A 16774-nucleotide genomic window follows, 5' to 3' on the forward strand; every position below is an offset into this window, starting at 1 on the left:
AGTTAGCCCTTTAGTGAACTAAGTAATTTACGAAAGTCGCGTACTTTACCAGTGTGATCAAGAGTGGCGTACGTAGCATGACAAACAAGAGTGCCCATCTCTACACCAACTTCGCGGCACACAAAATCCTGTAATCGCGCTAAACCTAATAGGTTACCCATAGCTTTTTCAATGAAAAATTGAGAACGATAAATGGCTGTCAGGTGAACTTCAGAGCGGTCATGGGACAACTTAAAACTAAGATGGCTCAAACATGGGAATGCATAAAGACTGGCGTCGTTGCGGTTGATCGGTATCGTCTGACATTCATCAAGCGATATCTCATTGGCGCAGCGAGCACCATTGGTTTCGATCATGCGCCTGATTCTATCTACAACATATGCCAACGGATTAAAAGCCTCTCCATCTTCTTTTTTTCCCTGGACTAAACGCAAAGCATAAGTACCTCGCTGATTAGCTTTTACATGCCGCAACTGTGGATAAATCTCGTTTGGATATATTTTATAAATCCCGTCCGTACCATATTTTTTGTACAATGCTGCCGGAAAAATCGTATCAGCTACCGTTTGTACAGAATACAAATCATGATTAGTTAAAAAAGTATCAAATTCTCGTCTAATATTCCTTGAACGTTCGCTCGTTGCTCCTGGCTTTTTTATTTCAAGTATTAGGTTGTACTCAATATTGTGTTCTGCTTCTGCTTCGAGATGCTGAACAGCTTCCAACCACGCTTCCTCTCGTGTTTCCGCGCTAATGACTTTCATTTAGATGGCTTACCTCAAGTAATGCGATTGTCCGTTTGTTTATAAAATTCTCAGATAACCAACAATGTCCTTTGTCTCCCCACTCGGGTCCCCAGCTGTTTCTAATTAAATAGTATTTAGATCCGGAAGATAGTAGACCTATGCCGACAACTACCACTGCGTGGAAACCTACATGATCATCTTCTTCATCGAGCATAAAAGGTGAAGTGATAGTTCTAAATGCATCGGGCAAGGAAATACAGGCTACTGTCACAACGCCTTTGTCTAGTTGCCCATCGATGGAGGAAGTAAAATCGAACGACTCACATGAATGTACGCGGTAGCGACCTGATAAACTCTGAGGTGGCACTTTGGGGGCGTCAGCTTCTATATCGTAAGGTAAACTTGTTTCATCAGGCTGGCCAATATGCTTCAAAGTATCTATCACACTGCGTGTTGTCAGACCATTGTCGTAATCTGAATGCCCCTCTTTTAGATATGCGTGATAAGCTAAAAATTCGACTGATAGAGGATATAACACTCTATTGCTCATGGAGTTCAAATCACTGGCGGCAAAAGCAAGACAAAGAGGTCGATATCCCTGATCACGGACATCTGGCATCAAAGCTCTTAAATCATAAGTAACGGTTAATTCATCACTCATTGTTTATATGCCCGAGGTAAACCACTTTCTTTACCACGGAAATCGATGGTAACGTCAAACTGATTTAAAGGTGCTTTGCCAACCTCCCAAGGCCTTTTTTCATGTGTATGCAGTTCAGTAACTGCGGTCCCTTTTAACACCATTTTGCGTCTTGATACACCGCCTATCGAGTGGCCATCTGACGTCGTGTGTATATCAACGATTTTGTCGATATTTTCTAATTGAGATACATCGCTCCAGGCAAATCCACTTGTAGAGTGCTCAGGTAAATCAAGGATGATTGTGTCTTCTTCACTAGACAAAATATACCCATCGTTATCGCTTTCAGTAAGATGAAACACATCAGGATGAGAGGCGTTCAGACCTAATCCTTTTAACAGAGCTTGCTTAATTTGTTTAGGTTGCACTTGCGCTGCATGTTGAGATTCTTGCTGTGAGATAAATTTAAAATTTTGCAATGCTACCCTTGTCGCCGAATAACTGACTCCAAGTCTCAATGACAGCTGATAGATAACTTCCGGATTTTTTAAATCATGCTTTGAATAATTCTGTCGTCTAATTGTGTAACCGACTAGGGTCTTCGGTAAAATAAACTCAGAGGCAAAAGCTTCCGCTTCAACCTCTTGAAGCGGCGGATTATCACCGTTTCTAACAGCAGTGATCAACTCCTCACTATCAACGCTCGTTCCATGCTTTAGCCAAAAATGACCAAGCTCATGCGCAGCCGTAAATCGCTGGATTGGCAATCGTCGGTTAGTTGAGATCAACACGCCACAAGTATTATTGTGAGTTGTGTAGGCCCCTAATAACCCGTCAAGGGGACGGCATACTGTTACGATGTCTAGTTGCTTTAAGCATTCAAAAATATCAATTTGCTGCAAGCCATTCCTTATTTTCTCCTTCAACCCGAAGTGAGCCAAGGCTTCTGATGCTCCGCGGGTACCTCGCAATGTAGCTTCTCGATAATCCATTATTCACCTGCTGACTTCATTGATAAAAACTCGGCAAACTTCTCTAATTCTTTTCTATCATTATCAGATAATTGCTCAATTTTTCTTGCGAACACTGCCGCATTTGGGTTTGGCTCGACACTAAAGTTTTCGGCTGTAAAATAGGCGATAGGTCGTTGATAAAGCTTTGCTAAAGCCATTAGCTCAACCGTATCTAGCTTCCGTTGGCCATTTTCAATAAGCGATAGAGCAGTTCGATTTATCCCTATGTGTTTCGCTACAACTTCTTGCGAGATATCCAGATACTCACGGGCTTCTTTAAGCTTTGCACCAATAACAAGACGGGTTTCTGTAGACATAATGTTGCTCTTCTAATTTGATTGAAACTCGAGTTCAAGTTGCTCCATTATATGCTCAACCGCTTCAACTACTGAGTCATATCCCCCGCATTTGATCCAGGTAGGATCAAGCTTAGTGCCAGTATATTTTTGAATCGTTGGAGACAATTTAACTACGGCCTTGGAATCTACAGCTGGAGTTTCCCATAGCCCTTTCTTGTCGGTTTCAAACTCAGCAAACTCTACTTCGGCTTCCAGTTCTTCAATTAAGTCTGATTTAAGATCATCTTTAATCCCTTCGTACTCTTGTTTGCTGATCGTAATACTGGTCATGTTTACACTTCCTGTTGCTTTATCTTACAATCTAAGCTTAAAATGTTAGAAAATCAAACATTATGCGTTATCCAGCATGCTGCGATCACCCACGGCCTTGTCAGCAAAAGGCGGCCATGACAAATAATGTCACCATTTAACACCGAATATTCATAGGTATCCTTCGCCAACTGCCTTAGTCCTGGTGAGATGTTGCGGATGTTTAGGCTTGTATCACTCTTTGCGTGTTTCAGTGCTTTATAAGCACTTTCTTTTGCTGAAAAGAGTATTGAACAGTATTCATTGAACGGCGCATCAATATGCTCATGTAATGCTAGGTCTGACGAATTGACAAATACAGGTGAAGGTTTTTCGCTCCAGTTATCGATGGTCTCGATATCAACTCCGAGTGAGCAGTATTCGTTATTAGAAGCCGCAATGCTAACGACAAATGGATACTTGTGGGATAGGGAACCTACAACACCTGGTGGCAATATTGGTTTTCCGTCTTCACTTCGTCCTATAGTAAAAGTCTTATCATAAAAAGCCGTGATAGCTTTCCGTAGACAGTTTCGTCCTGCAACGAATTCAGCTTTCCGCCCTCGGCTAGCATTTTCACTCAATGCAAACTCATCCATCTTCAATGGTGTTTGAAAATCATTGATAAAGCCGCTACTTACACTCATATTTTCTGGTGTCAGTCTCGATAATGCTTGCGCTAATGTACCAATATCCATATTGTAATTTCTTGACCAAAGCTTGTTGCTATTTTCAGCACGTTATTTTGGTGAACACAAGCAAAATTACTAATTTGACTGTATGAGCTAACTCGCAAAGGAGTGTATTACATGCCACAGAGAATCGCCCTCATGGGGGTTTCAGGATCAGGTAAAGACTATACTGCAGATTATTTAATTAAAAATCATCAATTTACGCGATATTCATTTAGCGACCAGTTAAAGCGGCTCGCTCACCACATTTACCCTTGGTTAGAATTAGATTACCCTCCGATCATTAAAGAAAAATCTTTAGACATACAGCTACTCACTGGCGAACGCATTACAAAATCACCTAGAGAAATATGGCTTCACTTAAACACATTAAGGGATATAGAGAACAATATTTTTATCCGTATGCTCTCCGAAGAAATTGAAGCTGTGCAGCTAAAAAATCCAATATCGAATTTTCTAATATCAGACATCCGTTCAACAGATGAATTCCAGTGGTGTAAATCGAATAACTTTAAAATCATTTATATTAAGCATGAGAAACAGATATATCAAGAATATGAAATTGACGCTGCAATCTCGCAAAATGCGCCTTACGCAGATTACACGTTTGTTAATAATTTCAATGGTATTGAAGAGTTTGAAGCATTTTATCAAGCCAATCTTAAGTCTTAAGCGAAAACTTTACGCTAACGCTAGCTTAAACTGTGGCTGGTTGGGGTTTCCTCATCACCACCTCGGGCCACATACTCTTGATGAAGGTCATAAATCACAGCTAAGAATAATTCTGAAAGATGATATTTATACTCTAGGCTATGTACACCTTTCGAACTAGACATTTCCTCGATACCGTCTTTTAAACCACCTGAGTAATCTGTGAATGCGCTCTTGGCATCTTGAAAAATAGGTAGTAGATCAGCTAATTCCGGAGCATAGCCTATTTCGTGAGCATATCGGTTTCTTAACTTATTGATCTGCATTAGAACGTCAGCTCTTTGGAGGGACACTAATTCAAGGTCTCGAAGCAATGATATCAGCCGAGCGAAAGACAATTCGTCAGCCAATGAAGCCAACCTCTGGTCATACATAAAGACAAGTTGTCTCATAAGGAATTCAATCGCTAAATGCCCAGTGAGCACTTGTGCAAGCATTTCTTCAGGTCCTGCTGCATAGTGGTATAGATCTTCAAAGTGCTTAACCATTGAACTTTTATCTTTACGTTTGCTCAATCTAATCTCCTAAAGCATTTAGACTCGGAAAATCCGGCTATGTGAAGGGTTTATCTATTTCTTAAAATGTTGGCACTGAGGACATTACAGCTAATTCAGATTATTTACAATTGGTTATAGGTACAACACAGTTAGGCCTTTCAATAAGGACGGATATTTCCCTATTCAGCGATAAAACTAGCAATTAATGAAGGGGATCGTTCATACCTGCTCAACAAAACCAGCTTCTGGAAAAATGCCAATACAAGTTTGTTAATGGCGTGTTCTCTAAATACAAGTGAACATGTCTTGAATTTTCACCGTATCAGGTCCATTCTTATCCTAATTCAAGGACGAGACGAAACCACTGTAATGGACCAATCCATTCACGTACTGCTGTCAATTCCAAGATTTAGTATCGGTGCCAGACTAATCTGCATGCAACAAGCCAAAAAACTGGAAGAGGCTGTTGCGCTTGTTCGGAATACAAAAAACCGAGCCGCAGGAGAGTCTGAGTTTCACTATGCTGAGAAGCTGCATGCTTTGAAGCAAATCACAGAATATCTTTTGGTTGAACGTTCAGCTGTTACTGAGGCTGAATTTGTTCAAGCTGTGGAGTATTTGGAAGTTGTTCATTTAACGTAAGGATATTAGATGGATATTTGGTCTCAAGATAAGTTAATTTTATTCATTGCGTTCGTGGTTCCTGGTTTTATAGCACTCAAAGTTTACGAATTATTTTCCCCTACAAAAGAACGAGACACATCAAAACAGTTGATAGATGTGGTGTCATATAGTTGTTTTAATTATGCGGTGATGTTTTGGCCCTTAACAATAGTCGAAAGTACTGGATTTAAGCTGAATTGCCCAAAGACATATTATTTAACCTATTTTTTGGCGCTTTTTGTGATTCCAGCTCTATTGGCTTTTGGTTTGAATCAGCTGAGGAAAGCACAGTGGATACAGAGATTTTTGCCGCATCCAACACAAAAACCATGGGATTTCGTGTTTTCACAAAGGGAGACTTATTGGGTCCGAGTGACTCTAAAAAATGGCACCGTTATCGGTGGACTGTTTGGAGCACGCTCATTTGCATCAAGTGCTCCAGCTGAAGAGCAAATTTACCTGGAACAACATTGGGTCTTGAATAAAAACGAAGGATTTAAACGACCAGTTGAAGAAACTGCGGGGATAATTATACTAGCAGCTGAAATAGCCACTGTTGAATTATTAAACAGTTAGGATGATTGATATCACACAAGGAAAAACATCATGAGTCAAGAAAGTGAGCAAACGAAGCAAAAAAACGTTTACTCTCCTGAGGGGTTCAGTCCAAAGCCGCAAGCTCAACGCCCAGCAGATTTCGTAGCGATCGGTGGACATCAACCCGCACAGAAAAGTACTAAGCCTAAGAATCCACCAAAAGGTAAGTAACTACTTGTTGGGTCAAAATAACAATACTGTGGTGGCACATACAGTCGGAGGTTTATCAACCAGACTGATTTAACAGTCGGGTGACTAAGTAGTTCTGGTATATGGAAGAGCGCATGTTTGAACATAGTGAATTGAGTTGGATTAGTGAAAAGGGGATTTTTAAAGCATGACTCCGTATATTGCAGAGTGCTCTCAGCGCGCTCAAAAATCGATTAACGAATTAAAAAATGCCGGTTTAGAAGCGGATTTACTTGAAATAAGCAGCGACGTTTGGGGGTTAATACAGATGGGTGGTTTTAACCACTTTCCTGGAAGAGATGTATTCGCTGGATTGCCTGTAAAATTGGTAAATTCGCCGCAGAACTACATAAAAGCATTGTCTACACCGGACTTACTATCGTGGACAGTTTACTACGATACGCCACAATTCCCAGGTAAGTTTTTCGCTATTGAGTTTAAGGGGGGTGTTACGACTTACGAAAGTTTTGATAGCATCAATTTTGAAAATGTCCGGCAATGGGTTTTAGATAGGGCCGCTCTTATTGGAAGACGGGAACAATTGACTCAGTATGGCAGGCAAGAGTCTAACAATCCGCAAATATATTGTTCATTTATGTAGGAGTCAGCCAAGGAGTCCATGTTGGATGCTAAAACATGATGCAGCTTGCAACTGTGTTCATGCTCAATCTTTGTTTATGACTCAAGCTCTCTGTAATATGAGGCCGAATAATTTACCCGCGCCTAAGCCAGTAACGCTCCAGAGAAAGTGAGCACAGTCTGCAACTGGGGCATTGTTTATCACGCATTGTGATACACAGGCAGATGTGTCCCATATCCGCGATCATTTCAATTATTGGTCAATCAACTTTAAGTAATGTCCTACAGCTCCACATGAAAGTGGCTGTGCACAGTTCCGTCCAGAGAATACAAATTTATTGCTATTACTCAATGAAACCCAGCGGTTAAAATGTTCCAAGAAAGCCCCATCAAGGCGAACGTCGATTGAGTCTGGCCACAGAACTAAGCCGTTTACTTCAATACGTACTTCCTCAACAAGCAAGGTCAGTACATATTTAAGCGGAATTTGATACAGGTCAGCTATCAGCTTTGCAAGCAATGCTTGAGCACAGCGAGGATCATCAATCTGCATTAAACGATGAAAAATAGTCTGAGTTCGTCGAACCAGTTCTCGGTCCTTTTTATTAATCGGCATGGGTGCCTTATGATGCAACTTAAGCTCAATCCCATGGAAAGTACTCAAAAATTGCGCGAATGAGCTCAAACTTGCGATTTGTCCCCGACGTCGCTTTAAGTAGCTATCCATGTCTTTCTGCGTAATATCCTCTGGACTAATTACGTTTATTGTAGATAGAAAATTTGCAGCGGCTTTTTGGTACATTCGTACAGTATTACTTTTTAAGGGAGGCTCTCGCTCCATTAATTGGGCGATGTAGGCTTGCAGAATGGGAAACCACGCTGCGCTGTGGTGGTGGCCTGTAAGCTGTGAAATTCGCCGGTTTTCGATCATTTCTTCAAGCCTTTCGTGGTCCCAGTGCAACGCTTTTTGCTCACAGAAAAATTTGATTACTAAATACCCACGCCTTAAACCCTCGCCTCCAAATATCTCAAAAAGTCGGCTTTGATTCAGTTCTTCCAGGGAGCTGCAGGAGCGATCAATTTCAGCAAAGAACACCCCATATCTATCTATACGCTTCGTTATGTTATCTGCAATGTTTAAACCATCCCAAGCGAAGAATGCTTCAAAAAGAGATCTGACCCAAGGTTGCTCTATTAACTCAATATTGAGCCTCATCCTCTTCTTGGCTCGTTCTGCAAGTTCACAAATGCGGCAAGTCGAGTGACCAAGCAATGTTGAGCCGCATGTCTGGCACAACCGATGTATATCAGAACTATCAGCACATCGGGCGCATACAGGCTTCTGTTGTTCGTTAAAATGGAGAACATTACGGTATCGCCGACAAATACAGCATGTTCTGTGATCACTGTTCCGACAGCGATCACACACGGGCTGGTTAAATCCCTTAGTCAATGCTCGGCTTACCCGTTTTGACAACTTGCCACATTCTGCACATGGCGTTGGCTCCGTAAAATATATGACGCAAACAGCGCAGACTGCATGTCCATTGACTATTTTTGCTGCTTTCAGTACAGGTCGATTGCATCGGGGGCAGCGTCGGTCTTTTCGCTTACACAATGAGCATTTAGGATTGGCGTCGCCTTTAAGAACACGAGCCAGCTTTCCACAAAGAGTGCATTCAGCAGGCTTAAACTCACGGCTATAGCAAGTGCGACAGTATGTATGACCTTTCTCTATCCGACCGGCTTTATCCATTAAGCGCCCACACTCATCACAACGACGAATTTGTGCAGCCTCGCCGGTACTCATTTGAGTAACGCCAATGCAAGTAATCGTTTTGCTCTGAGCTTGCGGTATGCTTTTCTATCAATTCGCTTTAACCGAAGTAGCTCTTCATCAAAAACTTTGGGTTCATATCGTCTATTTCGACTGGAGCCAGGTTTTAAACGCTGTATTTCCTCTCGCAGCCCTTTAGGTTGCCTCAATCGAGTAAACGTCTTTTGGCTAATACCGGCAGCCTCAGCCCCTAAATGGAAGGATGCTGGCCAATCGGATATCCAAACGCTCAGCAGCTCCAGAAGTAAAAAACGCTCAGGCCATCGAGCATGTTCAAATTGAAGGCGATCATGTGGTAACCAGGCAGTCTCAGGCAGGTTAAATGCGTCTCTTATTGCTGCATACGAAATCCGAACCGTTAATACAGACAACAGACTACGGATAGCTGCAAATAATGCAGTCCCATGAAATGGGCCAATGTGCTCTGCAGTTGATGGCGTTAGCAAATTATTCAAAAGCAGCTTCTGCAAGTCCAGAAGTCGCTCTGAACAACTATTTTCTGTCATTGTGTTATGCAGACACGAATCACATTGATGGCAGTAGCGTGCATCTAAACGAAGAGAACGGTGGGGAATGACTGGGCTGCCACATGCAGGGCAACAATCTATGAGCGGGATACCATGCTCAGGACAGTATAAAACAAAGCCCAAACGCCATATACGTCGAAACCAATATGGATGGTTTGAAAGACATTCAGGACAGAACTGCAGTCCATGCCGTCGTCTGGTCCGGTGGTACACACTGGCAGAAAGAAGCAGAGAGGTATCTCCATAGCGTGAAGTACTCCCCAGGGACTGCCGAAAAGGAATGAGAGTGCTCGTGGCCAAAACCTCTGTTGACACACCAGCCAACTCAGAAACCTCACATAGCCACTCTCGATCTGCAGATCTATCGCAATCGCGATCCCATAATGCTCTACCTGGCCAAAAGTAATTCATAAACAGGTAGGGGGTGGTTCCATGAGCATGGGCATTGCGGATAAGAAAAGACGAAAGCAATTCATCAGGCTGAAGCTCTACCCTGAAAGGCCATTCTTCAAACTTCATAGCAGCTGCGCTTGCTTACCGTAATCAGAAAGTTTAACCCAATCGATTTGGTTAATCGTCTTGAGTGTAATGCGCTCGCTTCGGTCTCTAATCGATTGGGCTGTGGCTCGTTTTAGAATTCTGGATAGTCCTCCAATTGTTCCTCCACTCATCCCATGGAGTTTGATTGCAATGTCACGGTCAATCAAATTAGAGGGATTGGCTAATGGCAGTAATCGCTCAAAGCTGGCGAGTAGTCGAAGAAATTCTGCATTGAGCTGCCAACGTGGTAACCCGAAGGGTTCAAATCGACTGGAGAGCTGCGGATCCGTGTGCAATGCACGAATCGCGTCTCTGGTGCCTACAGAAACGATTGGGAGCTTTAGGTCATTACTCAAGTTTTTTAAAACACCCAAAAACTGACGCTGCTGCCTTGCATGCCCATACAGTACATTATGGATCTCGTCGATGACCAACATCTTGCATCTGACATAAGTGAGAATCGAGTGGGCTTGGTTTTTTTTACGCTGGACAGGATCTGAATCTCTGTGTGCAATACGCAAAGCTAACAGCAACTCCGTCCAAAACCGTGATTCATTAGGTTCTGAGGGCATCCCCATAACAACAACCGGCATCAAGGGTTCGCCACCACCTGCAGCGGTAACTGGATGAAGTTCTCGAAATCTATCAATGATCGTCGTTTTGCCATTGCCACTTTCACCAACAAGCAGAAGATTCGGCATTCGAACCGTTCTAGGATGTGAAAGGAGATCTGAGAGCGTATTAATGGCTTCCTGAGCTCTGGTGTAACCAATCCATCTATCCTGGTGAGCAAAAGCAATACGTTCTTCCATCGGCAGAGTCATTGCGTTCCAAACAATCGGTTCCAAATGTTCGAATTGACTCATGATTTAACCCTAAGATCATCAAATGGCTGAATGGGCATAGAGAAAATATCATCTGAGCTGAAGCTCGTTTGAGATTGCTCTTTCGTGTGTATCTGGTCCTGTGCAGCAGGTTCAGTTGTAGCTGCGTTCAGGGTTTTATCCTCACGGGCCTTCGCCTTCTGATGTGTGGTATTCATACGGTGGATCTGGCGTCTTGCTGCTTTTGTCTTCGTAATGGCAGCTTCTACACGCTCACGCATTCGGCCAACAGCCTCAAATATGGCCTCTTCGTCTACATGCGCCTGTCCTTCCTCTTTTAATCGCTGCTGTGCAGCTCTAAGCTCCCACACACTAATTGGAGGGTGAGCGGCATTACGATAAGGGATTTCGTAGTACTGATTGGCGTCAGGATCAAAGAAATAGACAACGCTTATATCGCGGGGGTCTCTGCGTAAAATAAACTTCCGCTTAGCTTTGGACTGATTCAAATCTTGGGCATTAATCCAAGGATTCAAAACTTCGTGATAATAATAGATATCATCAATGACGACCCCGTAAGGCTGGACGGTGCGCTCTACAAACGGTAAAAAATCTAAGCACAGGCGTTGAGGATCTGCAGGAATATCGGGAATACCTTTTCCTGGACGGGACATGTCACCAAGTAACCCAATTTCCCACTGCCTACGTGGAGGTGCATTCAATTCAGAGTGTCTTCGCTGATGATAAACGTTAACAATGAAGTCTACCAAACGTTGCTCAAACTCCTTTAGGGTCAGGGCTGATTCTTTCTCTGAATCATATCCTTTTCGCTCTCTAGGCGAAGAAAATGTTGCACCAGGTAATGTTCTGATCTCTCCCGCGCTCGTGCCCATGAGCCTTTCGATATGCCCTCCATAATGAGGCACTTTTACCGGACGCATCTGCAGATCAATAGCATATTGCTCACAAGCTCTAGACAGCATTGAGCCTCGAAATTCTTTTGCATTGTCACAATGGACTATCCCCATTTTCCCCCAAACAGGCCAATCACCAGGGATATCCAAATCGACTAAATACTCGTTCTTTGGCAGCATGGCTCGGGCTAGGCACATCCCTACCGCAATAGCGCTTGGCTTCTCCATCGAGACATAACACCCTACGACCATCCTGCTAAAGATATCAATCGCCAACGTAATCGTTGGGCGCCCCATTGGTAGGCGAGTAATTTCTTCAACAACGATGATGTCAGCCTCAGTGTGATCAATCTGAATCACAGCCAATGGCGTTTCAGCGCCAGGGAAGCTCCCCATTATTGGCTCAAACTGATTGCGAGCTTTCTCAGCCATGCCTCGACGGCGCAGAGACATGGCCTGTGGAAGCTCACGTAAGCGATTCCTAACGGTATTTGGATGTGGGGCTTCAATCCCTGCTTTCTTGCAGAGATAAGCGACATGGTTAACAACATCTTGGGGTTTCTGACGCTGCTTACTTAGATAAATATCATTGATGGCCACTTCAATGACTTTTTCGATGGTGGCTTGCAGTTGTCTTGAGCCCCGCTTAGGGCCTCTTTTTTGCGGAATGAGTGCGGACAAATGCCCAGCATCATTAAAAGTACGCAGCCATTCATAAACCGTGGCAGTGTTGACACCAGCACCTGCAGCAACTTGAGTTACTTTTTCTCGCGTCCGGTCAAGATCATTCAGCAATGGCTTTATGACTTGAAAGCGTCGTTGTGCTTCCGCCCAATCCTCATCTGAAATATCACAGATATCGCGACCAATTATAGAGTTGGCATCCACATCCTGCGGGTTTTCTGGAGGAAGTGGCCGAAGCCTGTCTACACGCAGCCGCTCTGTTTGTTTAGTCTCCAGATCGTCGGCTAAGACGCTGTCCATACCCAATAAATGAGTTATTTTGTAGCGTCTGCCTTCGGCGAAAACTACTGAGCCAGGTTTTACTGAAAGAAAAACTGAGTTAGTCATACAAACCCCTCACCCGCAGTAACCCATATCGACGAGGCCATAGTCAACGGTCCTCGCAAATCAACCTGAACTCTCCTAATTGCAACCAGACGCCATAAGGACGCCATTGCTTTCATACGATTCTCCAGAGTCCAATAGGCTGCTATTAGTAATTTTTCTGGCGTTGTTTCACCTAGGATTGCTAATGTACGAACCAAATGCTCCTCAATTGAAAAATTGGGAGTTTGATCACGGTATGTACGCAAAAATTTTGCATTAGCCAAGTATGAAGTTCCACGTATCTCAGCGTCAGTAATAATCTTAAACTTCATGTCATTGAGCTTTGAATAACGAATTGCAGCTCTGAATTTAGGCTTTAATTTGCTCCACTCATCTTTCAGATTTGCACGATACTTAACTTCATAGATAACTCTCTCGCCGTTATCGTATCCAACTAAATAATCTGGAGTGTAGAACCTCTCACGACCTTCATCACTTTCATACGTAATCCGAACAGGTTGCTCAAAAACGTCGACTACCATCGGGTCAAAATCTAGCATGATCAAAAAATCACGTTCCAGAGACGACTCGAATGGAATTGAAATACCACCAATCGCCACTTTGCCTGTAACACTACGATGATTCATACCGATAATTCGGGCAGGCCGCCTCGAATCCAGTCGCGTGATTTTCTGTGACATTTAGAACCAGTCGCCTCAACTGATGTTACCTAGTCGCTTTAATTAATGTAGCGCACTATGTAACTTATTGATCAATGGTATCTACAATCGCATAAATTAATGGAATTCACAGGTGGTTCGGTGCCTCGTCCCGGAGAAATATCTTTAGCTCACAGTGGCATTTTATTTTTGGATGAAGTGCCAGAGTTTCCGCGCACAGTGCTTGAGTCGTTACGCCAACCTCTGGAAAGTGGCAAAGTGTTTATTTCCAGAGCAGCGCGGCAGGCCGAATTTCCAGCCTGCTTTCAATTGGTCGTTGCATTGAACCCAAGCCCTTCAGGGCATCATAAAGATGGCCGCTCCAGTCCTGATCAAATCCGCCGCTATTTAAGCCGCTTATCTGGTCCTTTTCTTGACCGGATTGAATTACAGGTAGAAGTCCCTTTATTGCCCAAAGGCAGTTTAAGCCAGCAGAAAAATGAAGAGTCCAGTGCGCAAGTAAGACAAAGGGTCCACTCTGCCAGAGTTATACAATGGCAACGACAAGGCAAAGCCAATGCGCGTTTAAACCTGACTGAACTGGAGCAACATTGTTATTTAACGCCAGCAGATGCCTACTACTTTGAAAGCTGTCTGACCCAGCTGAAACTTTCAGCACGCAGTTATCATAAGTTGCTCAAAGTAGCGCGAACTCTGGCCGACTTAGCGCAGCGGCCTCAGATTGAGCGCCATGATTTACTCGAAGCCTTAAGCTACCGTTCTTTTGACCGCTTACTTAACTATTTGCAATCCTAAGCTTCTTTTGCTGGCCGCCCCTGATGTACACCCAAAAACTGACTGATGCCAATCAATAGCACGCCAAAAAGCATCAACAAAGAGAAGGGTAAAGCAGTACCTGTATAAGCCAAAGCTAACAAAGGGCCAGCTAAGGCGCCGCTGCCAAAACGCAAGGTGCCAATTACAGCAGTGGCTGTGCCGCTATGCTCTGGAAAACGCATTAAAATCATCGCATCGGCGTTGGTTGCAATCAAACCTAAGCTTGCCATTAATGGGGCTATACTCAGCACAGTAAACACCAGTCCCAACTCAAACCAGTTGGCAAGGCTAAGCACACTGGCGCTGCACAGAGCCAGTATCAACCCCAGATTTAGCATTCGCTGCGGGCCAAACCGGCCAACAAACCTGCTATTGCAAAAGTTAGCCAGCATCAGCATGCCAACATTCAGCGCAAACAGCAGACTGAACAGTTGTTCATTGACACCGTAGTACTCAATATAAACAAAAGGCACTGCGGTTAAAAAACAGAAGAATGCAAACGAAGCAAACATCGAGGTCGCAATTTGTGGCCGTGCCGCGACATTGGCAAAAACAAAACGATAGCCGGAAAAAAACTCCAGTTTACGACCTTTAGCTACAGGTACAGGGTCAGGCAAAAATCGCCAGGTCAGCAGCAAGATCAAAGCGGAATACAAGGCCAGCACCAGAAATATATCCTGCCAATGTCCAACCCAAAGTACAGCGCTGCCAATAGCAGGGGCGATCAAGGGAGCCATCATCATAATCATCGACACATAGGACATGCCCTTAGCGGTATTTTCCTGATACAAGGCCCGGATAATTCCAGGCACCACAACAGTAGCAGCACTGCCGGCAAAAGCCTGTAAAGCGCGCAGCCCCAATAGCCACTGTGCATCCTGACAAAATACCAAGGCAAAACTGGCAAGGCTAAAAAATAACAGTCCACCCAAAGCCAAAGGACGACGGCCAATAGCATCAGCCAGTGGACCAAACACCAACATACCTATCCCATAAGCAGCCAGGTAAATGCTTAATGATTGTTGAATAAGGCCAATATCAGTGCCAAGCTCAGTAGCCATCACTGGCATAGCGGGCAAGTACATATCGATAGCCAAAGGCGTAATAGCTATGATGCTCGCAAGCAGCAGTAACAAACCAAAAGAAACTGTTTTACTCATGATGAGATCCCGACAGGACAAGGCTAAATAATACCTGATCCAGTGAACAATTATGCCGGGCATCATCGTAAAAATTGCGACACTGGTCCTGAACTGTGTTAAAAACACTGCAGGTCTGCTGACCAGCATCTTGCCGGAGTGTTTTATGAAACAGCTTATTTTGTTACTCAGTTTGCTTTGCACTCTGGCGCAAGCCGCACCTATGAAGGTGGGTTTACATGATTCAGCGCCATGGGCCTATCGTAATGCTCAGGGCGAAATCACTGGGGTGGACTATGAAATAGTGAAAGCTATTTTGCAGCGTGAAGGTATTGAAGCCGAATTCGAACTCTATAGTTACAGCCGTTTATTAAAACTATTTTCAGAACAAAAACTCGATATTGCCAGCCCTGTTGCCGTGCCTTATCCCGGCGCATTTTACAGCCAGCCTTATTTTACCGTGCTGGACGTAGTCATTCAAAAAAGCAACAAAACGATCAAAATCAATACGCTACAAGACCTTACCGGCAAAACTATAGTTGCTTATCAGCAAGCCAGTGAAGTGTTAGGCCCTGACTTTTCTGCCATTATTAAAAAAGCCCATTACCTGGAAGAGGCGGACAGAGAGAAGCAGTTTGAGTTATTGATGAATGACAGAGTGCAGCTGATGGTCGGAGATGCCAAGGTACTGGCCTACTACGCCGACAAAAACTATGGCAGCGGCAGCATCCAAATGCACCAGATTTTTCCATCCGTCGATTATCCGGCCGCATTTTGGAATGCCAAACTTCAGGCTCAATTTAACTCAGGTTTACTCCACCTGACAGAGTCAGGCGAACTGCAAAAAATTCACGATAAGCCGCGCCTTTAATCCAGAGTTTTAATCACTCTGGCAGGATTACCTGCAACCACCACATGGGCAGTCACGTCCTTAGTCACAACAGCGCCAGCGGCAATGACGGCTCCATCACCTATACTGACACCGGGCAAAATAATAGCTCCGCCGCCAATCCAGACTGAATTGCCTATAGTCACAGCTTTACCTTGCTCCAGTCCGGTTTTACGTTGTGTGGCATCCAGCGGATGAGTCACAGTGTAAATCTGCACCCCAGGGCCCAACAACACGTCATCACCAATACTGACTTTAGCCGCATCTAAAATAACGCAGTTGTGGTTGGCATAAAAATTCTGTCCCAGTTCAATGTTAGTGCCATAGTCGCAGAAAAAGTTGGGTTCGATATAACAGCTGCCGAGTTTACCAAATAGCTGCCCTGCCAGCTGTTGATGTGCTTTAAACGGCAAAGGCCCTTGCTGATTGAGTTGGGCACACAAGGCTTTGGCATGCTGCCGCTGTTTCGCCAATATTTTATCCGCTGGGTTAAACCATAAACCAGCGGCCATTTTTTCCTGTTCAGTCATCAATTTTGTCCTTATTCAATTTGCCTGAAAGAGGGCGGTATCAGCTAAGCTGGT

The 16774-nt window shown here is 43.9% G+C and carries 21 protein-coding genes and 1 pseudogene; 7 read left to right on the top strand and 15 right to left on the bottom strand.

Annotated features, from left to right (window positions below):
• Positions 1–2: 2 nt before the first annotated feature.
• Genes OM978_RS19240 through OM978_RS19265 form a run of 6 tightly spaced genes read right to left on the bottom strand, consistent with a single transcriptional unit; the run spans position 3 to position 3744 of the window.
• On the bottom strand, positions 3–764 hold the full coding sequence (locus OM978_RS19240) for a hypothetical protein (protein WP_264343974.1): 762 nt from the start codon (positions 762–764) through the stop codon (positions 3–5).
• Positions 751–1407, bottom strand: coding sequence for a C1 family peptidase (locus tag OM978_RS19245; protein ID WP_264343975.1), 657 nt, complete (start codon positions 1405–1407; stop codon positions 751–753). Before OM978_RS19245 ends, OM978_RS19240 begins: the two co-directional genes overlap by 14 nt.
• The gene (locus OM978_RS19250) at positions 1404–2378 is read right to left on the bottom strand and encodes an ImmA/IrrE family metallo-endopeptidase (protein ID WP_264343976.1); all 975 of its coding nucleotides are present in this window, start codon (positions 2376–2378) and stop codon (positions 1404–1406) included. Before OM978_RS19250 ends, OM978_RS19245 begins: the two co-directional genes overlap by 4 nt.
• On the bottom strand, positions 2378–2716 hold the full coding sequence (locus tag OM978_RS19255; RefSeq protein ID WP_264343978.1) for a helix-turn-helix domain-containing protein: 339 nt from the start codon (positions 2714–2716) through the stop codon (positions 2378–2380). Before OM978_RS19255 ends, OM978_RS19250 begins: the two co-directional genes overlap by 1 nt.
• A 12-nt stretch (positions 2717–2728) precedes the next feature.
• Positions 2729–3028 carry a hypothetical protein gene (locus OM978_RS19260; RefSeq protein ID WP_264343979.1) on the bottom strand — a complete coding sequence of 100 codons (300 nt, stop codon included), beginning with the start codon at positions 3026–3028 and terminating at the stop codon, positions 2729–2731.
• A gap of 53 nt (positions 3029–3081) precedes the next feature.
• Positions 3082–3744: a 4'-phosphopantetheinyl transferase family protein gene (locus OM978_RS19265; RefSeq protein ID WP_264343981.1), complete on the bottom strand. Its 663-nt coding sequence runs from the start codon at positions 3742–3744 to the stop codon at positions 3082–3084.
• Positions 3745–3855: 111 nt separating this feature from the next.
• Between OM978_RS19265 and OM978_RS19270 the strand changes: the two genes are divergently transcribed.
• Entirely contained in the window at positions 3856–4410 is a 555-nt protein-coding gene (locus OM978_RS19270; RefSeq protein WP_264343983.1) for a hypothetical protein, read from the top strand.
• A 20-nt stretch (positions 4411–4430) separates the two neighbouring features.
• On the opposite strand, the gene OM978_RS19275 is transcribed toward OM978_RS19270, so the two are convergent.
• Positions 4431–4964, bottom strand: coding sequence for a hypothetical protein (locus OM978_RS19275; protein ID WP_264343985.1), 534 nt, complete (start codon positions 4962–4964; stop codon positions 4431–4433).
• 417 nt (positions 4965–5381) lie between these two features.
• Between OM978_RS19275 and OM978_RS19280 the strand changes: the two genes are divergently transcribed.
• The 4 genes from OM978_RS19280 (at position 5382) to OM978_RS19295 (ending at position 6996) form a co-directional block, all read left to right on the top strand.
• The gene (locus OM978_RS19280) at positions 5382–5588 is read left to right on the top strand and encodes a hypothetical protein (RefSeq protein ID WP_264343987.1); all 207 of its coding nucleotides are present in this window, start codon (positions 5382–5384) and stop codon (positions 5586–5588) included.
• Positions 5589–5597: 9 nt separating this feature from the next.
• A complete protein-coding gene (locus OM978_RS19285) occupies positions 5598–6185 on the top strand; it encodes a DUF6338 family protein (protein WP_264343989.1) in 588 nt (195 codons plus the stop codon).
• Positions 6186–6215: 30 nt separating this feature from the next.
• Entirely contained in the window at positions 6216–6377 is a 162-nt protein-coding gene (locus OM978_RS19290) for a hypothetical protein (RefSeq protein WP_264343990.1), read from the top strand.
• A gap of 166 nt (positions 6378–6543) precedes the next feature.
• Positions 6544–6996: a hypothetical protein gene (locus OM978_RS19295; protein ID WP_264343991.1), complete on the top strand. Its 453-nt coding sequence runs from the start codon at positions 6544–6546 to the stop codon at positions 6994–6996.
• A gap of 231 nt (positions 6997–7227) precedes the next feature.
• On the opposite strand, the gene OM978_RS19300 is transcribed toward OM978_RS19295, so the two are convergent.
• The 6 genes and pseudogenes from OM978_RS19300 to OM978_RS19320 form a co-directional block, all read right to left on the bottom strand.
• Positions 7228–8190 (bottom strand): hypothetical protein, encoded by a 963-nt coding sequence (locus tag OM978_RS19300; protein ID WP_264343992.1) that lies wholly within the window; start codon positions 8188–8190, stop codon positions 7228–7230.
• Positions 8191–8780: 590 nt separating this feature from the next.
• Positions 8781–9317, bottom strand: a complete 537-nt coding sequence (locus OM978_RS19305) for a hypothetical protein (protein WP_264343994.1) — start codon at positions 9315–9317, stop codon at positions 8781–8783.
• A gap of 162 nt (positions 9318–9479) precedes the next feature.
• Positions 9480–9857: pseudogene (locus OM978_RS21550) on the bottom strand (TniQ family protein); the annotation flags it as partial.
• Entirely contained in the window at positions 9854–10744 is an 891-nt protein-coding gene (locus OM978_RS19310) for a TniB family NTP-binding protein (protein WP_264343995.1), read from the bottom strand. The pseudogene OM978_RS21550 and the gene OM978_RS19310, both read right to left, overlap by 4 nt.
• Complete coding sequence (locus OM978_RS19315; protein ID WP_264343996.1) at positions 10741–12687, bottom strand: Mu transposase C-terminal domain-containing protein; 1947 nt, start codon at positions 12685–12687, stop codon at positions 10741–10743. The genes OM978_RS19310 and OM978_RS19315 overlap by 4 nt, the downstream gene beginning before the upstream one ends.
• Complete coding sequence (locus OM978_RS19320) at positions 12684–13313, bottom strand: TnsA endonuclease N-terminal domain-containing protein (protein ID WP_264343997.1); 630 nt, start codon at positions 13311–13313, stop codon at positions 12684–12686. Before OM978_RS19320 ends, OM978_RS19315 begins: the two co-directional genes overlap by 4 nt.
• Before the next feature lie 153 nt (positions 13314–13466).
• On the opposite strand from OM978_RS19320, the gene OM978_RS19325 reads away from it, so the two are divergent.
• Entirely contained in the window at positions 13467–14141 is a 675-nt protein-coding gene (locus OM978_RS19325; RefSeq protein ID WP_264344000.1) for an ATP-binding protein, read from the top strand.
• On the opposite strand, the gene OM978_RS19330 is transcribed toward OM978_RS19325, so the two are convergent.
• Entirely contained in the window at positions 14138–15322 is a 1185-nt protein-coding gene (locus OM978_RS19330; RefSeq protein WP_264344001.1) for a Bcr/CflA family efflux MFS transporter, read from the bottom strand. The genes OM978_RS19325 and OM978_RS19330 overlap by 4 nt on opposite strands.
• Positions 15323–15467: 145 nt before the next feature.
• Between OM978_RS19330 and OM978_RS19335 the strand changes: the two genes are divergently transcribed.
• On the top strand, positions 15468–16172 hold the full coding sequence (locus tag OM978_RS19335; RefSeq protein ID WP_264344003.1) for a substrate-binding periplasmic protein: 705 nt from the start codon (positions 15468–15470) through the stop codon (positions 16170–16172).
• Here OM978_RS19335 and OM978_RS19340 read toward each other — a convergent pair.
• The gene (locus OM978_RS19340; RefSeq protein ID WP_264344005.1) at positions 16169–16720 is read right to left on the bottom strand and encodes a sugar O-acetyltransferase; all 552 of its coding nucleotides are present in this window, start codon (positions 16718–16720) and stop codon (positions 16169–16171) included. The two genes, OM978_RS19335 and OM978_RS19340, sit on opposite strands and share 4 nt — an antisense overlap.
• Positions 16721–16774: the final 54 nt, after the last annotated feature.

The organism is Rheinheimera sp. MM224, assembly GCF_947090785.1.
Taxonomy (GTDB): Bacteria; Pseudomonadota; Gammaproteobacteria; order Enterobacterales; family Alteromonadaceae; genus Pararheinheimera.